Annotated in this window: 12 protein-coding genes and 1 pseudogene; 4 read left to right on the top strand and 9 right to left on the bottom strand. The window is 63.2% G+C overall.

What is annotated here, in order from left to right; genetic code table 11:
- Positions 1-39 precede the first annotated feature (39 nt).
- Together QF039_RS05540 and QF039_RS05535 are read left to right on the top strand one after the other, a co-directional pair.
- On the top strand, positions 40-1,521 hold the full coding sequence (locus tag QF039_RS05540; protein ID WP_102605081.1) for a methyl-accepting chemotaxis protein: 1,482 nt from the start codon (positions 40-42) through the stop codon (positions 1,519-1,521).
- A 108-nt stretch (positions 1,522-1,629) separates the two neighbouring features.
- A pseudogene (locus tag QF039_RS05535) lies at positions 1,630-1,887 on the top strand (terminase); the annotation flags it as partial.
- A 19-nt stretch (positions 1,888-1,906) separates the two neighbouring features.
- On the opposite strand, the gene QF039_RS05530 reads toward QF039_RS05535, so the two are convergent.
- The 3 genes from QF039_RS05530 to QF039_RS05520 all read right to left on the bottom strand — a co-directional run bounded on the left by QF039_RS05530 (position 1,907) and on the right by QF039_RS05520 (position 3,929).
- On the bottom strand, positions 1,907-2,704 hold the full coding sequence (locus QF039_RS05530) for an acyl-CoA thioesterase II (protein ID WP_008437738.1): 798 nt from the start codon (positions 2,702-2,704) through the stop codon (positions 1,907-1,909).
- A 101-nt stretch (positions 2,705-2,805) separates the two neighbouring features.
- Positions 2,806-3,570, bottom strand: coding sequence for a CHAD domain-containing protein (locus QF039_RS05525; protein ID WP_307517127.1), 765 nt, complete (start codon positions 3,568-3,570; stop codon positions 2,806-2,808).
- Positions 3,571-3,650: 80 nt separating this feature from the next.
- A complete protein-coding gene (locus tag QF039_RS05520; RefSeq protein WP_003218744.1) occupies positions 3,651-3,929 on the bottom strand; it encodes a hypothetical protein in 279 nt (92 codons plus the stop codon).
- 217 nt (positions 3,930-4,146) lie between these two features.
- On the opposite strand from QF039_RS05520, the gene QF039_RS05515 reads away from it, so the two are divergent.
- Positions 4,147-5,184, top strand: a complete 1,038-nt coding sequence (locus QF039_RS05515; protein WP_087693690.1) for a patatin-like phospholipase family protein — start codon at positions 4,147-4,149, stop codon at positions 5,182-5,184.
- A gap of 128 nt (positions 5,185-5,312) precedes the next feature.
- Here QF039_RS05515 and QF039_RS05510 read toward each other — a convergent pair whose 3' ends face one another.
- The 6 genes from QF039_RS05510 to kdpF form a co-directional block, all read right to left on the bottom strand.
- Positions 5,313-6,008, bottom strand: a complete 696-nt coding sequence (locus QF039_RS05510) for a response regulator (protein WP_307517126.1) — start codon at positions 6,006-6,008, stop codon at positions 5,313-5,315.
- A gap of 37 nt (positions 6,009-6,045) precedes the next feature.
- Entirely contained in the window at positions 6,046-8,697 is a 2,652-nt protein-coding gene (locus tag QF039_RS05505) for a sensor histidine kinase KdpD (protein ID WP_307517125.1), read from the bottom strand.
- A gap of 156 nt (positions 8,698-8,853) precedes the next feature.
- On the bottom strand, positions 8,854-9,399 hold the full coding sequence (kdpC, locus tag QF039_RS05500; RefSeq protein WP_087693688.1) for a potassium-transporting ATPase subunit KdpC: 546 nt from the start codon (positions 9,397-9,399) through the stop codon (positions 8,854-8,856).
- A 67-nt stretch (positions 9,400-9,466) separates the two neighbouring features.
- A complete protein-coding gene (gene kdpB, locus QF039_RS05495) occupies positions 9,467-11,524 on the bottom strand; it encodes a potassium-transporting ATPase subunit KdpB (RefSeq protein ID WP_307517124.1) in 2,058 nt (685 codons plus the stop codon).
- Between the two features lie 24 nt (positions 11,525-11,548).
- On the bottom strand, positions 11,549-13,246 hold the full coding sequence (gene kdpA / locus QF039_RS05490) for a potassium-transporting ATPase subunit KdpA (protein ID WP_307517123.1): 1,698 nt from the start codon (positions 13,244-13,246) through the stop codon (positions 11,549-11,551).
- A 9-nt stretch (positions 13,247-13,255) separates the two neighbouring features.
- The gene (gene kdpF, locus QF039_RS05485) at positions 13,256-13,345 is read right to left on the bottom strand and encodes a K(+)-transporting ATPase subunit F (protein ID WP_003218754.1); all 90 of its coding nucleotides are present in this window, start codon (positions 13,343-13,345) and stop codon (positions 13,256-13,258) included.
- A 343-nt stretch (positions 13,346-13,688) separates the two neighbouring features.
- Between kdpF and eat the strand changes: the two genes are divergently transcribed.
- On the top strand, positions 13,689-15,053 hold the full coding sequence (gene eat, locus QF039_RS05480; RefSeq protein WP_307517122.1) for an ethanolamine permease: 1,365 nt from the start codon (positions 13,689-13,691) through the stop codon (positions 15,051-15,053).
- The last annotated feature ends 71 nt before the right edge of the window (positions 15,054-15,124 follow it).

The raw sequence follows: 15,124 nt of genomic DNA, 5'->3' as shown, positions 1-15,124 counted from the left end.
CCTTGCCAATGCTGTTTCCGCTATCAGAGAAAACCTTCCATGGGTGCCTGGCTTAGCAACATCTCGCTGAAGTACAAATTCTGGGCCGTGAACGCGGTCGCCTTCATCACCACCCTGCTGCTGGTGTTGTACGCCGTGCAGCTCGAACAACAGGCCCGCAGCCAGGCCTCACAGGCGTCGGCGCAAGCCCAGGGGCGCTTGCTCGGTGCCTGGCCCGCCGGCCAGCCACTGCCCAAGGGCGAGCACTGGCTGACGTTTGCTAGGGGCAAAGTCCCACAACTGGGCGACGAAGATCTGTCAGCCCTGGCCAACGCCAGTGGCTGGGTGGATTTCAATCACATGCCACTGCTCGGCGAAAACCCGCTGATGGGCGCCGAAGTAATCAGCCGTGCCGACGGTCAACAGGTCGCCGTGCTGGCCTACGGGCCCAGCTTGAGCCAAGTGTTCGAAGAACGCTTCGCCAACTACGCCGTAGCGGTGATGATTCTGATGCTGGCCATGCTCGGCGCCTCACAGCTGCTGATCCGCTTTCTCCTCAGCCAGCTCAACACCTTGAAAGACGTGATGCTGCACGTCGAGAAAACCGGCGACCTCTCGGCCCGCGTCCCCCTGGCCTGCAAGGATGAAGTCGGGCAGATGGCCAGCGCCTTCAACGCGATGCAGGCGGGTTATCAACGGGTGGTCAACACGGTTGCGCGCACCGCCAGGCAACTGGACGACGGCGCCGCACGCCTGGCCAGCAGCATGAACGAGGTGCAGCACGGCATGCTCGGCCAGCAAAGCGAAACCGACCAGGCCGCCACGGCGATCAACGAGATGACCGCCACCGTCTACCACATCGCCCAGCACGCCGGCGCCACCCGCGACCTGTCCCAGACGGCCGACACTCTCGCCGGCAGCGGTCAGGAAGTGGTCAGCCGGGTACAGCGCTCGATTGCCGGGCTGTCCACCGGCGTGCAGCAGACCGCCGAAATGATCCAGAAGCTGGCCGAGGACAGCCAGAAAATCAATGGCGTGGTCGGGGTGATTCACAGCATCGCCGAACAGACCAACCTGCTGGCCCTCAACGCCGCCATCGAAGCCGCCCGCGCCGGCGAAATGGGCCGGGGTTTTGCCGTGGTCGCCGACGAAGTGCGCAACCTGGCCAAGCGGGTGCAAAGCTCCACCGATGAAATCACCCGCATGGTGTCCGCCCTGCAAGCCGGCACCCGGGACGCGGTGGACTTCATGCAGGAAAGCTCGTTCAAGGCCGACGACTGTGTGCAACAGGCTCAAGAAGCCGGGATTGCCCTCGCCGAGATCACCGGCGCGGTGGCGCAGATGCGCGAGAGCAACACGCAGATTGCCGTGGCTGCCGAGCAGCAAAGCCATGTGGCCGAGGAAATGAACCGAGCGGTGGTGAGCATTCGGGACGTCACCGAAAACACCGTGCAGCAGACAGTAGACTCGGCGACCACCAGCAATGAGCTGGCAACCCTGGCCGGGGAACTGAGCAAGGCCATCGGCCAGTTGCGGCTTTAACCCCTGAAGGGATGGCTATGGCCCCCATAGCCATCCTTGATTCGCGGCCCCACCCTGCCCGACCTAAACTCTGCTCAAGATGTTTCAACGGACAGAGGAATCACGATCATGGGCAAACGTCATCCGAATATCCCCGCCTGGCAATGGCGCACCCACCCGCAAAATCACCAGCACGGGACCAATCAAGTGTTGCAGCTGATTGCGCTGCCACTCCTGGTCATCGGTTTTCTGTTGATGGCATCGGGCGTGTTCAGCGAGAACCTGGCGAGTGCCGCCATCGGTATCGTCGGCATTCTGGCAGCCCTTGCATTGCAGCATCACGGTCGTCGCCTGGAGGCACGCGGCAGCGACGCCTCCGGCGATCAACACTTGCTGGTCTGAGGACTCAGGCGAACACCACCACCGACTGGCGGCTGATAGCGATCAACTGGCCGTCGGGGCTCCACAACTGCGCAGCCGCATGGCCATAGCCATCGCGGGCGTGCTCGATGTGGACCAAGTATTGGCACCAGTCCAGGGTGCTCAGGTTTTGCAGCGGTTGGACAAACTCGATGGTCCAGGTCAGGGTGCTGCCGGCCGCCGGTTGTTTCAGGTGCGGCAACACCGACGGTGGCCACGCATCCACCAGCGCGAGGATGTGCGCTTCGGTCAGCGGCTCTTCTTTTACATCGCCACGCAAGCGCACCCAGCCGCCCATCTCCCGGGATGTATTGCCAGTGAACGGCAGGCCACCGACGCTCCAGCGCATCGCCAGGTGGCGCATGAACTCCGGCGTCACGCCTTTGATGTAGGGCAGCTCCTGGCATTCATCCCAATGCTTGAAGGTGGGCGCCGGTTCGGCGGCGACGTCAATCTGCGAAGGCCGTGATGCGCCAAAACTGGCCTGCACCAGGGTCATCGTTTCACCGTTCTGCACCACACGTCCCAGCACTTGGCTGACGGCCTTGCCTTCGCGCAGCACTTCGACCTCGTAGCGGGCCGGCACATCCGGCGCCACCGGACCCACAAAGGTGATCGCCAGGGAGCGCAACGGGCGATCCGCCGGGACCTTCGCCCGCAAGGCCTCGTACTCCAACGCCGCAACCAGCCCGCCAAAGCTGGCGCGGCCCTGGGCCCATTCGGCCGGGATCGAAACGTCCAACGGGTGGCTGCGGGCAGCGTCGAGCAAATCACTAAAGCGCATGGCGGTCTCAACTTGAAAAAGGAGTTGAGGGATCTTAACCAGCCGGCCTACACCATGCAGCGCCTATTCCGGCCAAAATCCCGGACAGATAGGTCGCAGGGTCAAGCGAAGCAGTCGGCGTTCAACTTATCCAAAACCCGATCCGCCTGCCCTTCCGCCTCGGCCATGGTGCGGTGCCAACCAGGCACGCACGCCTGCAAATCGGGCTCGTGCCCGGCTTGCGCCAGCCATTGCCAGCAATCGTACCAATCACCCAGGGCGCCCTGGGCCGCCTTGAGACGCGATATGGCTTTGGGCGGTAGCTTGTTCAGCTCGGGATAAGCCTCGGCCGCATAACGCACGCGCTTGATCAACAGGCGCAGGCGATGACGGTCGTGGTTGGGGTCGTGCAGCGCTTCGCCGAGCTTCTTCCATTGCTTGGCCAGGCGTTTTTCAATGCGCGTGCGCAGGCCCTTGAGCAATTTCTGCCGTTGGGAGGCGCGGATAAAGCGGGGGAATGCTTCGAGGATCAACAGCAGTTGCGCCAGCTCAGGCCCTTGTGCAACCGAGCGGTAGGTGGCCGGCTGCTGCCGGATACGCCGCTCGGCCGCCTCATGATGGCCGTGTTGGTGGAGGTACGCCGCCAGCACTTCGCGGTCGCGAAATGGCGTGGTCAGTTGGCCGACGGCACTGGCGGCCGCCTCGAGCTGCTCGACACCGGGCAACCCGCGCAATGGCCGCAACAGGCTGCGCAAGCGCCGCACCGTGGTGCGCAGATCATGCAGGGCCTCGTCGTCCGTGACGGCGGCGAGGCGCGCCTGGCAGCTCAGTAACCCAACTTCCAGGCCGATGACCTGAGCGACTAGCTGATCGACCAAGGCTGACATCCTTTCCTCCTCAATGATTAAACCTTCGGGCTTGAGGCCGCCGACGCCGCCTCGTTGCACTCGACAACTGCTACGCGGGGTTAGCGCCCTGCGCGCGACTCACGAATATAGAAGCGGGCTTTCTCGGCCTTGGTCGAGCAGCCTTCGAAGGCTTCGAACTGCTGCTGGGTCTTGGCGCCAGTCAACAACGACAGAGCCTTGGAGTAACTCACGGTGCCGGCGAAACCTTCGGCCTTGGCCAGGTCCAGCTCGTGCCACGCAGCGTCCAGTTGCGTGCCGCAGCTGTCGCGATAAGCGGTTTTCCCGGCACAACCGGCCAGGGCCAACACGATCACAGGCACACACATCCAGGCTTTCATCAAATGACACCTCAAGAAAAGAAAAAACAGTCACAGGTGTAGACGTTGCCTACACCGAAAAGTGCCTTATCCGACTGCCTGAATCCGCAGTCCCGATTGCCAGAGCATACCCGAGCGTGGTGACCCGCTCGCGAAAATAATCGGTTGTGACAGTGATGATTGAAGCGCGCCCCTCGATGGGTGCATTGTGGTCACCTGTTTTGCGAAGGATCAGGTCATGAAGAAACGTGTTGCATTGGTGCTGGGCTCCGGCGGCGCCCGGGGCTACGCCCATATCGGCGTGATCGAGGAAATCGAAAAACGCGGCTACGACATCGCCTGCATTGCCGGTTGCTCCATGGGCGCCGTGGTGGGCGGGATCTATGCCGCGGGCAAGCTGGAAGAGTACCGAAACTGGATCGAAAGCCTCGACTACCTGGACGTACTGCGCCTGGTAGACGTGAGCTTTCGCCTCGGGGCGATCCGTGGCGAGAAGGTGTTCGGGCAGATCCGCAAGATCGTCGGCGAGATCAATATCGAAGACCTGCGCATTCCCTACACCGCCGTGGCCACGGACCTGACCAACCAGCAGGAAATCTGGTTCCAGGAAGGCTGCCTGCACCAGGCCATGCGAGCCTCGGCGGCGATTCCCAGCCTGTTCACCCCGGTGATGCAGGGCAATCGCATGCTGGTGGACGGCGGCTTGCTGAACCCTCTGCCGATCGTGCCGGTGGTGTCGAGCCACTGCGACCTGATCATTGCGGTCAACCTCAACTCCACCAACCAGAAGCACTACAAGCTTCCGGTGATCCAGCGTCCGCCGGCGTTCAGGAGCCGCTTCGACAACCTGGTGCGTTCACTGGGTTCGCACTTGCCGTTTCGGCGCAAGCAGGCCGAGCAGTTATTGATGCTGGAACAGGAAGCGCTGCTGGCCCAGGCTGCCGACATCAACCCGTGGCTGGACTCTGCCGAACCCGAGGCGCAACAACCGGCGGCGGCACCGGAAAAGGCCGGGGCGCCAAAGTCGGCGACCGGCTCGTTCATCATCGATAACGTGGGGCCTGCATCGCTGCTGGATTTGATCAACCAGAGCTTCGAGGTGATGCAGACGTCATTGGCGCAGTACAAGATCGCCGGGTATCCGCCGGATATTCTGATCAACGTGCCGAAGCGCGTGTGCCGGTTTTTCGAGTTTTACAAAGCGCCGGAGTTGATCGCGCTGGGGCGGGAGATCGCGAGCGATACGCTGGATCGTTACGAGAGCGAGCAACACTGAGGTTTGATAAGCAGGGCTTGTGTGGCGAGGGAGCTTGCTCCCGCTGGAGTGCGAAGCGCTCCCAGGATTCTGGGGCTGCTGCGCAGCCCAGCGGGAGCAAGCTCCCTCGCCACAGGTGAGCTAACGCTTCAGGCCTCGGTGCTCAACAACCGATAGCCCACCCCAGCCTCAGTCACGATAAACCGTGGCTGGGTCGGATCATCCGCCAGTTTCTGGCGCAGATGCCCCACCACAATCCGCAGGTAATGGCTGTCTTCGGTATGGGTCGGGCCCCAGATATCCTTGAGCAGTTGCTGCTGGGTGATCACCCGCCCGGGATGCCGCGCCAGTTGCGCCAGCACCGCGTATTCCTTGCGGGTCAGCGCCACTTCGACACCGTCCAGCAGCACCCGCCGATAAGCCAGGTCTACCGTCAGCGGGCCAAAGCGCAACGCCGCTTCCTGGGCCTCCCCCGCCGGCGCCTGGCGCAACAGCGCCCGCACCCGTGCAAGAAACTCCTGGATGCCAAATGGCTTGGTCACATAGTCATTGGCGCCGTTGTCCAGCGCCTCGACTTTTTGCACTTCACTGGCTCGCACCGACAACACCAGTACCGGTACCGTGGACCACTCACGAAACTCGCGCAGCACCTGCTGGCCGTCCATGTCCGGCAGGCCGAGGTCAAGCACCAGCAGGTCCGGTTTACTCAAGGCGGCCTGCGCCAGGCCTTCGTTGCCGGTGCCGGCCTCGATCACTTTGTAGCCCTGGGAGGCCAGGCTGATACGCAAGAACTTGCGGATCTGCGGTTCGTCGTCAATGACCAAAATCGTCGCAGTCTGGCTCATGGTGTCCAACCAAAATCCGTGAAGAAAAGAGGGTAGCTCAAGGTTCGCTTTCCAGGCCAGGCTGGGCCTGCAATGGCAGGAATAACGTGATGCAGGTGCCACGACCGTCAATGCCGTCGGCCACGCTGATATGCCCGCCGTGGGCGCCGACCATGCCCTGGCAGATCGCCAGGCCGAGCCCGGTGCCCTGCCCGCCGCGATCCCCCCTGGCGGCGGTGTAGAACATATCGAAAATCTTCGCCCGCTCCTCCTCGGGAATCCCCGGTCCCTCATCGGCAACAGCAAAAAACAACTGGTTATCCTGCACGCCCGCGCTGAGTTTCAGCCGGCCTTGTGGCGGCGAGAAGCGTGCGGCATTTTCCAGTACATTGACCAGTGCTTGCTCGATCAACGCGGCATGCACGTAGAGCAGCGGCAGCTCGGGCGGCACGTCGGTGATCACCTGCAGCGGCGCCAATACCGCACGCAAGCGGCCCAGGGAGCTGCCGACGATATCGCCGGGTGACACCCAGTCCCGCGCCAGCTTCAGCGCGCCGTGACCCAGGCGAGTCATGTCCAGCAGGTTCTGGATGTAGCGATCCAGGCGCTCAGCCTCATCGCGAGTGCCTTCCAGCAGCTCCCGGCGATCTTCCAGGGGAATCGCCTCGCCGAGGGCCAGCAGGCTGTCGATGCTGCCACGCATGGAGGTCAGCGGTGTGCGCAAATCGTGAGACACCGAAGCCAGCAAGGCGCTGCGCAATTGCTCGGTTTCGCCGTGCAGGCGCGCGGCTTCCAGCTCCTGGCCGAGTTGTGCACGGGCCAGGGCCTGGGCCAAGGGCTGGCTCAAGGCCGTGAGCAGGCGACGGCGCTGGCCGCTCAGTTCAAGCCCGGCCTTCGGGCTGACCCCCAGCAGACCCAACGGGCCTTCTTCGCCGGACAACGGCCACCACCACCAGCGCCCGAACGGCAAGGTGCCGGTGCCCATGCCGGCCGGCTGATCGTGCTGCCAGGCCCAGTCGGCGGCGGCGCGTTCGGCTTCGGTAAAGATGATCGGGCCACCGGTCTCGACCTTCCAGTCGCCCTGCCCGTCGCGGTTGAGCAGGCACAATTGCAGGTCGCTCCAGCCTTCCAGGTGATGCGCGGCCGCACTGATCACTGCCTGGCGATCGGTGGCGGCGGTGAGTTTGCGGGACAGGTCGAGCAGCTCGGTGGTTTCTTCCTGGGTATCGCGCAGCGCCTGCAACTGCCGGCGCTGGCGTGCAGCGAGATTACCGGTAAGCGCCGCCATCAGCAGGAAGAACAACAGCGTCAGCACGTCTTCTTCACGCTGGATCGCGAAGGAGAAATTCGGCGGGATGAACAGGAAGTCGTAGCTCAGGAATGACAGCGCCGCACACGCCAGCGCCGGCCCCAGGCTACTGCGCACCGCCACCAGCAATACGGCGGCGAGGAACACCAGCGAGATATTCGGCAACGGCAAGGCACTGGCGACACCCCATGCGACTGCGGCCGCGATCACGGTCGCCACCACCGCCAGGGCATAGTCAAACCACACCAGCCCACGCACATCCGGCAGGCGCGGAGGGGCCGGAACTTCGTCGCTGTCGAGGACGTTGATTTCCAGGCCCCGTGCATTGCGCAGCAGGCGTGCCGCCAAGCCGCCACCAAACAGATTGCGCCGCCAGCGCGGCCGGGACTGCCCCACCAGAATCAAGCTGGCGCGACGCTCGGCGGCGTGCTGGATCAGGGTCTTGGCCACCTCCCCCGCTCGCAGCAACACCACTTCACCGCCAAGACGCTCGGCCAGTTGCTGGGCGTTTTGCAGACGCAGGCGCGATTGTTCATCGCGCACCCGGCCGTTATCCACATGCACCAGGCTCCACGGCAAATGCCGACGCTGGGCTACGCGGCTGGCATGACGCACCAGGCGTTCGGCCTGGGCATCGCCGTCCACGCCCACCAGCAAGCGGCCACGCACAGCCGGTGCGGCCTGGCCCAATTGGCGATAACCCTGGGCCAGGTCATCGTCGACATGGGCCGCGGCGGTCTGCATCGCCAGCTCGCGCAGGGCCATGAGGTTGGTCTGGGTGAAGAAGGCATCGATGGCAGCACGGGCCTGTTCCGGCACGTAGACCTTGCCGTCCCGCAGGCGCTCCAGCAGTTCCCGGGATGGCAGGTCGATCAGCAGCAGTTCATCGGCTTCCTGCAAGACCCAGTCGGGCAAGGTCTCGCGCACTTGCACGCCGGTAATGCCGCGCACCTGGTCGTTGAGGCTTTCCAGGTGCTGGACGTTGACCGTGGTGAAGACGTTGATGCCCGCCGAGAGCAATTCCTGGATGTCTTGCCAGCGTTTTTCGTGGCGGCTGCCGGGGGCGTTGCTGTGCGCCAGTTCGTCCACCAGCACCAGTTTGGGCTTGGCGGCGAGCAGGCCGTCGAGGTCCATTTCCTCCAGCATCACGCCGCGGTATTCGGAACGCAGCAGCGGCTGTTGTGGCAAGCCGCTGAGCAAGGCTTCGGTCTCGGCGCGGCCGTGGGTTTCCACTACGCCGGCGATCAGCCGCACACCCTGGCGCAGTTGGGTGTGGGCAGCCTGGAGCATGGCGTAGGTCTTGCCCACGCCCGGGGCGGCGCCGAGGAAGACTTTGAGCCGGCCACGGCCGTCCCGGGGCAGATCGGCTAACAGGGCATCGGCGCGGCCGGAGTCGCTCATGCGGGCGGTCTTCCTTCAGGTGTTGATGTGGTGATAGTGATGCCGTCATCGCGGGCAAGCCCGGCTCCCACATTTGATCTTCAGTGAATCCAGACTTTGTGTTCAACAAAGATCAACTGTGGGAGCGGGCTTGCCCGCGATTGACGGCACCACGGCTTACAGTTTTTCCAAGGCCATGTTCAACGCCAGCACGTTCACCACCGGCGGCCCCACCAGCGGGCTTTCGATGTGCTCGTCCATCAAGCGCTGCAGGGTCGCCACCGGCAGATTACGTGCGGCCGCTACCCGGGCCAGTTGATAGGCAATTGCCTGCGGTGGCAAGTGTGGATCAAGACCGCTGCCGGAGGTAGTCAGCAATGCCATCGGCACCGGTCCCTGGTCTGGCACCAGCATTTTCCTGGCATCGTCAAATACACGGGTTGCCAGTGCGGGGTTGCTTGGGCCGAGGTTGCTGGCGCTGCTGGAAACCGTAGCAAACGCACCGGCAGATGGCCGTGGGTGGAACCAGCCGTCACCGGTGAAATCCTGGGCAATCAGGCTCGAACCGCGAACCTTGCCGCTGGCATCGTGTACCAGGCTGCCGTTGGCCTGGTCAGGGAATGCGACTTGCGCCACGCCGGTAACAACCAGGGGATAGGCCACGCCGGTGATCAGGCTCATCAACACCAGCAGGCTCAGGGCCGGGCGGATAATGTTGGACATTTCAAATTCCTCAATTCGGTCATTGCAACCTGCAGGCACCGGTTTGCCGGTACCTGCGGGCATCGAGTCAAACCAGGTGCAGCGCGGTCAACAGCATGTCGATCGCCTTGATGCCCACGAACGGCACCACGATCCCGCCCAGGCCGTAGATCAGCAGGTTGCGACGCAGCAACGCCGCCGCACTCGCCGCCTGTACACGTACACCGCGCAGCGCCAGGGGGATCAGCACCACGATGATCAGCGCGTTGAACACGATGGCCGAGAGGATCGCGCTCTGCGGGCTTTGCAGGTGCATCACGTTGAGCACACCCAGTTGCGGGTAGATCGAGGCGAATAGCGCCGGCAGGATCGCGAAGTACTTGGCCACGTCGTTGGCGATGGAAAAGGTGGTCAGCGCACCACGGGTCACCAGCAATTCCTTGCCGATCTGCACCACGTCCAGCAGCTTGGTCGGGTCGCTGTCGAGGTCGACCATGTTGGCCGCTTCACGGGCGGCTTGCGTGCCGTCGTTCATTGCCATGCCGACGTCAGCCTGGGCCAGCGCCGGGGCGTCGTTGGCGCCGTCGCCGCACATCGCAACCAGGCGACCATCGTTCTGTTCGTGACGAATGCGCGCGAGTTTTTTCTCTGGGGTGGCTTCGGCGAGCACGTCATCCACACCGGCTTCAGCAGCAATCGCGGCGGCGGTCAGCGGGTTGTCGCCAGTCACCATCACGGTGCGAATCCCCAGCTTGCGCAGCTCGGCAAACCGTTCGCGGATGCCGGGCTTGACCACGTCCTTGAGGTGAATCGCGCCGAGCAACTTGCCGTCGGCACACACCAGCAATGGCGTGCCGCCGCTCTGGGCGATCTTGTCGATTTCCCGCGACAGCGCCGGTTGCAGGTCGCGGCGTTGCAAGCCAATGAACGCCAGCAGCGAATCCACGGCACCCTTACGGAACACACGGCCCTGGTAGTCGACGCCGGACAGGCGGGTTTCCGCGCTGAACGGTACCGAGGTCAGCTCATCCGTCGACGGCTCGGCTTGTGGGTGCTGGCCGCGCAGGTATTCGACGATGGACTTACCTTCGGCCGTGTCGTCCGCCAGGGATGCCAGCAGCGCGCCCTCGGCCAGTTCCTTGCCGCTGACACCCGGCGCGGCGATCACGTTGGTGCAACGACGGTTACCGAAAGTGATGGTGCCGGTCTTGTCCAGCAACAGCACGTGCACGTCCCCCGCCGCTTCCACCGCGCGACCGGACTTGGCGATCACGTTGAGGCGCACCAGGCGGTCCATACCGGCAATACCGATGGCCGACAACAGGCCGCCGATGGTGGTCGGGATCAGCGTCACCAGCAGCGCCACCAGGAACACCAGCGGCAAGTTGCCATTGGCGAAGTGGGCGAACGGCTGCAGGGTCACCACCACCAGCAGGAAGATCAGCGTCAGGCCGATCAGCAGGATATCCAGCGCGACTTCGTTCGGGGTTTTCTGGCGTTTGGCGCCTTCCACCAGGGCGATCATGCGGTCCAGGGTCGACTCGCCCGGGTTGGCGGTGATGCGGATCATCAACCAGTCCGAGACCAGGCGGGTGTTGCCGGTGACGGCCGAGCGGTCGCCGCCGGATTCACGGATAACCGGGGCCGATTCACCGGTGATGGCCGCTTCGTTGACCGCGGCAATCCCTTCGATGACTTCGCCGTCACCCGGGATCATTTCCCCGGCGACCACGCGTACCACATCACCTTTGCGCAGGCTGGTGGCCGGCACGACCTTGAAGCTGCCGTCGGCTTCCTTGCGGCGGGCGCTGAGGCCCTCGCTGCCGGCCTTGAGGCTGTCGGCGCGGGCCTTGCCGCGGCCTTCAGCCAAGGCTTCGGCGAAGTTGGCAAACAGCACGGTGAACCACAGCCACACGGCGATTTGCACGGAGACGTAGGTCGGTACGGCCACCTCCGGCACAAAGCACAGGATGGTGGTGAGGATCGCGGTCAGCTCGACCACCAGCATCACCGGCGAGCGTTGCAGCTGGCGCGGGTCCAGCTTGACGAACGCCTGGACCAGCGCCGGGCGCCACAGGGCCGACATTGCGGTTTTGGCCGGCTCCTGGGTTTTCACGGGAGCCGCGTTTTTTGCAGGCAAGTTCATTTTCATATCCCCTAGGCTCTTCATTTAAAAAGCAGCCATGCTCAAATGTTCAGCGATAGGCCCAAGTGCCAGCGTCGGCAGGAAGGTCAGGCCGCCCACCAGCAAAATGGTCACGGTCAACAGGGTCACGAACAGAGGGCCGTGGGTCGGGAAGCTGTTCTGGCCAATCGGTGCGGTCTTCTTCATCGCCAGGCTGCCGGCCAGGGCCAGTACCGGGAGGATGTAACCGAAGCGACCGAGCAACATCGACAGGCTCAACATCAGGTTGTGGAACGCGGTGTTGGCACTGAAGCCGCCGAACGCCGAACCGTTGTTGGCACTGGCCGAGGTGTAGGCGTACAGCAACTGGCTGAAACCGTGGGGGCCAGGGTTACTGATGGCGCCGGCCGGGCCAGGCAAACTGGCAGCGATGGCGCCCAGTACGAGGGTGCCGACCGGCATCACCAGCAAGGTCACGACCAGCAATTGCACTTCCCGGGCCTGGAGTTTCTTGCCGAGGTATTCCGGCGTACGGCCGATCATCAGGCCGGCGAGGAACACCGCAATCAACACGTTGAGCAACATGCCGTACATGCCGGCGCCGACGCCGCCGAAGATCACTTCGCCGACCATCATGTTGACCAGCGACACCATCCCGCTCAGGGGGTTGAGGCTGTCTTGCATACCGTTGACCGAACCGTTGGACGCGGCGGTGGTCGCCACCGACCACAACACGGTGCCAGTGGTGCCGAAGCGCGCTTCCTTACCTTCCTGCGGCGCGGCCTGCTCAACCGCCGGGTTGTTCAGCGCCGGATTGGGTTGGTACTCGGCCCACATCGCGGTAGCACCGCCGATGATGAACAGGGCCAGCATGCAACCGAGGATCGCCCGGCTCTGACGCAGGTCTTTCACGTAGTGGCCAAAGGTGAACACCAGCGCCACCGGAATCAGGATGATCGCGCCCAGTTCAAACAGGTTGGCCCAGGCAGTCGGGTCTTCGAATGGATGCGCCGAGTTGACGCCGAAGAAGCCACCACCGTTGGTGCCCAGTTGCTTGATCGCAATCTGGCTGGCAGCCGGGCCCAGTGGGATGACCTGGTCAACGCCCTGCATGGTGACCGCGTTCACATAGTGAGCGAAGGTTTGTGGCACGCCCTGCCAGACCAGGAACAACGCGAACACCAGGCACAACGGCAACAGGCCGTAGAGCGTGGCGCGAGTCATGTCGACCCAGAAGTTGCCCAAAGTCTTGGTGGATTTGCGACCGATCCCACGGCACAACGCGACCAGTACGGCGAGGCCGGTGGCGGCACTGACGAAGTTCTGCACGGTGAGGCCGACCATCTGACTGAGGTAGCTCAGGGACGCTTCACCGCTGTAGTTCTGCCAGTTGGTGTTGGTCATGAAACTGATGGCGGTGTTGAACGCCAGGGTCCATTCCTGACCCGGCAATTTCTGCGGGTTCAGCGGCAGGTATTCCTGGAACAGCAGGATCGCGAACAGCAGCACGAAACCGGCAAGGTTGAACGCCAGCAACGCCAGCGCGTATTTCTGCCAGCTCTGTTCCTGGTCTGCATCGACACCCGAAAGGCGATAGCACACGCGCTCGACCGGGCCGAACACCGGCGTGAGCCAGGTTCGCTGCCCTTCCATTACCTTGTAGTAGAACCGCCCCAGGGCCGGTGCCGGAATCAGCACCAAGGCAAAGAAGGCGATGATCAGCCAATAGTCATAACTGTGCATAGCCTGCTCCTAGTTCCGATCCGCGCGTAACAGCGCAACCAGCAGATAAATGAACAGCGCCACAGCCAACAGCAGTGACACCCCGTCCAGAACGCTCATGGAAGTTTCTCCGTCGTGCGGCGACTGCCGCGTGTAGGAGGATTGTCCGCAGGAGTGGCGTAAAGGAACGAGAGCGACGGTATGGGTGGGGCGTAAAGACGGCGTAAAGAGTGGGTTTATGCGGGGTTTACGGGGGTATGCACTTCAAATGTGGGAGCCGGGCTTGCCCGCGATAGCGTCAGACCAGACACCAACGCCCTTATCTGGTGCAGCGCTTGAAATGATTCAAACGCCAAACCGTTCCCTCGGCGACAGTTCGGCGCCTTTACGACACGGCTTTGGTTAATGGCATGTCCGCTGCAATGCCCTGAAACATTCCAAACCGTTCAGGGAGAGCTACACGATGAACACACAACTCAAACCCACCTTGGGCACTCTGCATTTGTGGGGCATCGCGGTCGGGCTGGTGATTTCCGGAGAGTATTTCGGCTGGAGCTATGGCTGGGGCGTGGCGGGAACATTGGGCTTCCTGGTGACCTCGTTGATGGTCGCCGCCATGTACACCTGCTTTATATTCAGTTTCACCGAGCTGACCACCGCGATTCCTCATGCTGGCGGCCCTTTTGCCTACAGCCGCCGGGCGTTCGGCGAGAAAGGTGGCTTGATTGCCGGGCTGGCGACGCTGATCGAGTTCGTCTTCGCCCCACCCGCGATCGCCCTGGCCATCGGCGCATACCTGAACGTGCAGTTTCCGGCCCTCGATCCGAAACATGCGGCCGTCGGCGCCTACATTGTGTTCATGGGCCTGAACATCCTCGGGGTGAAGCTCGCCGCCACCTTTGAATTGGTGGTCTGCGTGCTTGCCGTGGCCGAGTTGCTGGTGTTCATGGGCGTGGTCGCTCCCGCCTTCAGCTTCAGCAACTTCGCCCTCAACGGCTGGGCCGGCTCCGACACCTTCGGCGCACCGGCGATCGCCGGAATGTTCGCGGCCATACCCTTTGCCATCTGGTTCTTCCTCGCCATCGAAGGCGCCGCCATGGCGGCCGAAGAGGCGAAAGATCCCAAGCGCACTATTCCAAAGGCCTACATCAGCGGCATCCTCACCCTGGTGATTCTGGCCATGGGCGTGATGTTCTTTGCCGGTGGCGTGGGTGACTGGCGCACCCTGTCGAACATCAACGACCCGCTGCCCCAGGCGATGAAAACCGTGGTCGGCGACAGCTCGGGCTGGCTGCACATGCTGGTGTGGATCGGCCTGTTCGGCCTGGTGGCCAGCTTCCACGGGATCATCCTGGGTTACTCCCGCCAATTCTTCGCCCTGGCGCGCGCGGGCTACCTGCCCTCCTTCCTCGCCAAACTGTCGCGCTTCCAGACGCCGCACCGGGCAATCATCGCCGGCGGCATCGTCGGCATCGCCGCCATCTACAGCGACGGGCTGATCAACCTGGGCGGCATGACCCTGACCGCCGCGATGATCACCATGGCGGTGTTCGGTGCCATCGTCATGTACATCATGAGCATGCTCAGCCTGTTCAAACTGCGCAAGACCGAGCCACTGCTGGAGCGGACCTTCCGCGCCCCGGGCTATCCAATCGTGCCGGGGATTGCGCTGGTACTGGCCATGGTCTGCCTGGTGGCCATGGCGTGGTTCAACGCGCTGATCGGGCTGATCTTCCTGGGCTTCATGGTGGTGGGTTTTGTGTACTTTCAACTGACCGCGCAAGACCGCGCCGATGCACCGGCGGACGCTATGTTGACCGGGCTGTAAGGCTACCGGGGCAGAACGGGCCTACAATGAACTACTAAGAAAGCCCGTTACTCAAAGCAGTCATTACCGTG

The sequence above is a fragment of the Pseudomonas sp. W2I6 genome (assembly GCF_030815935.1).
Classification (GTDB): Bacteria; Pseudomonadota; Gammaproteobacteria; order Pseudomonadales; family Pseudomonadaceae; genus Aquipseudomonas.
Note: the sequence above shows the minus strand (reverse complement) of the source record. Positions and strands in the feature narration are given on the sequence as shown.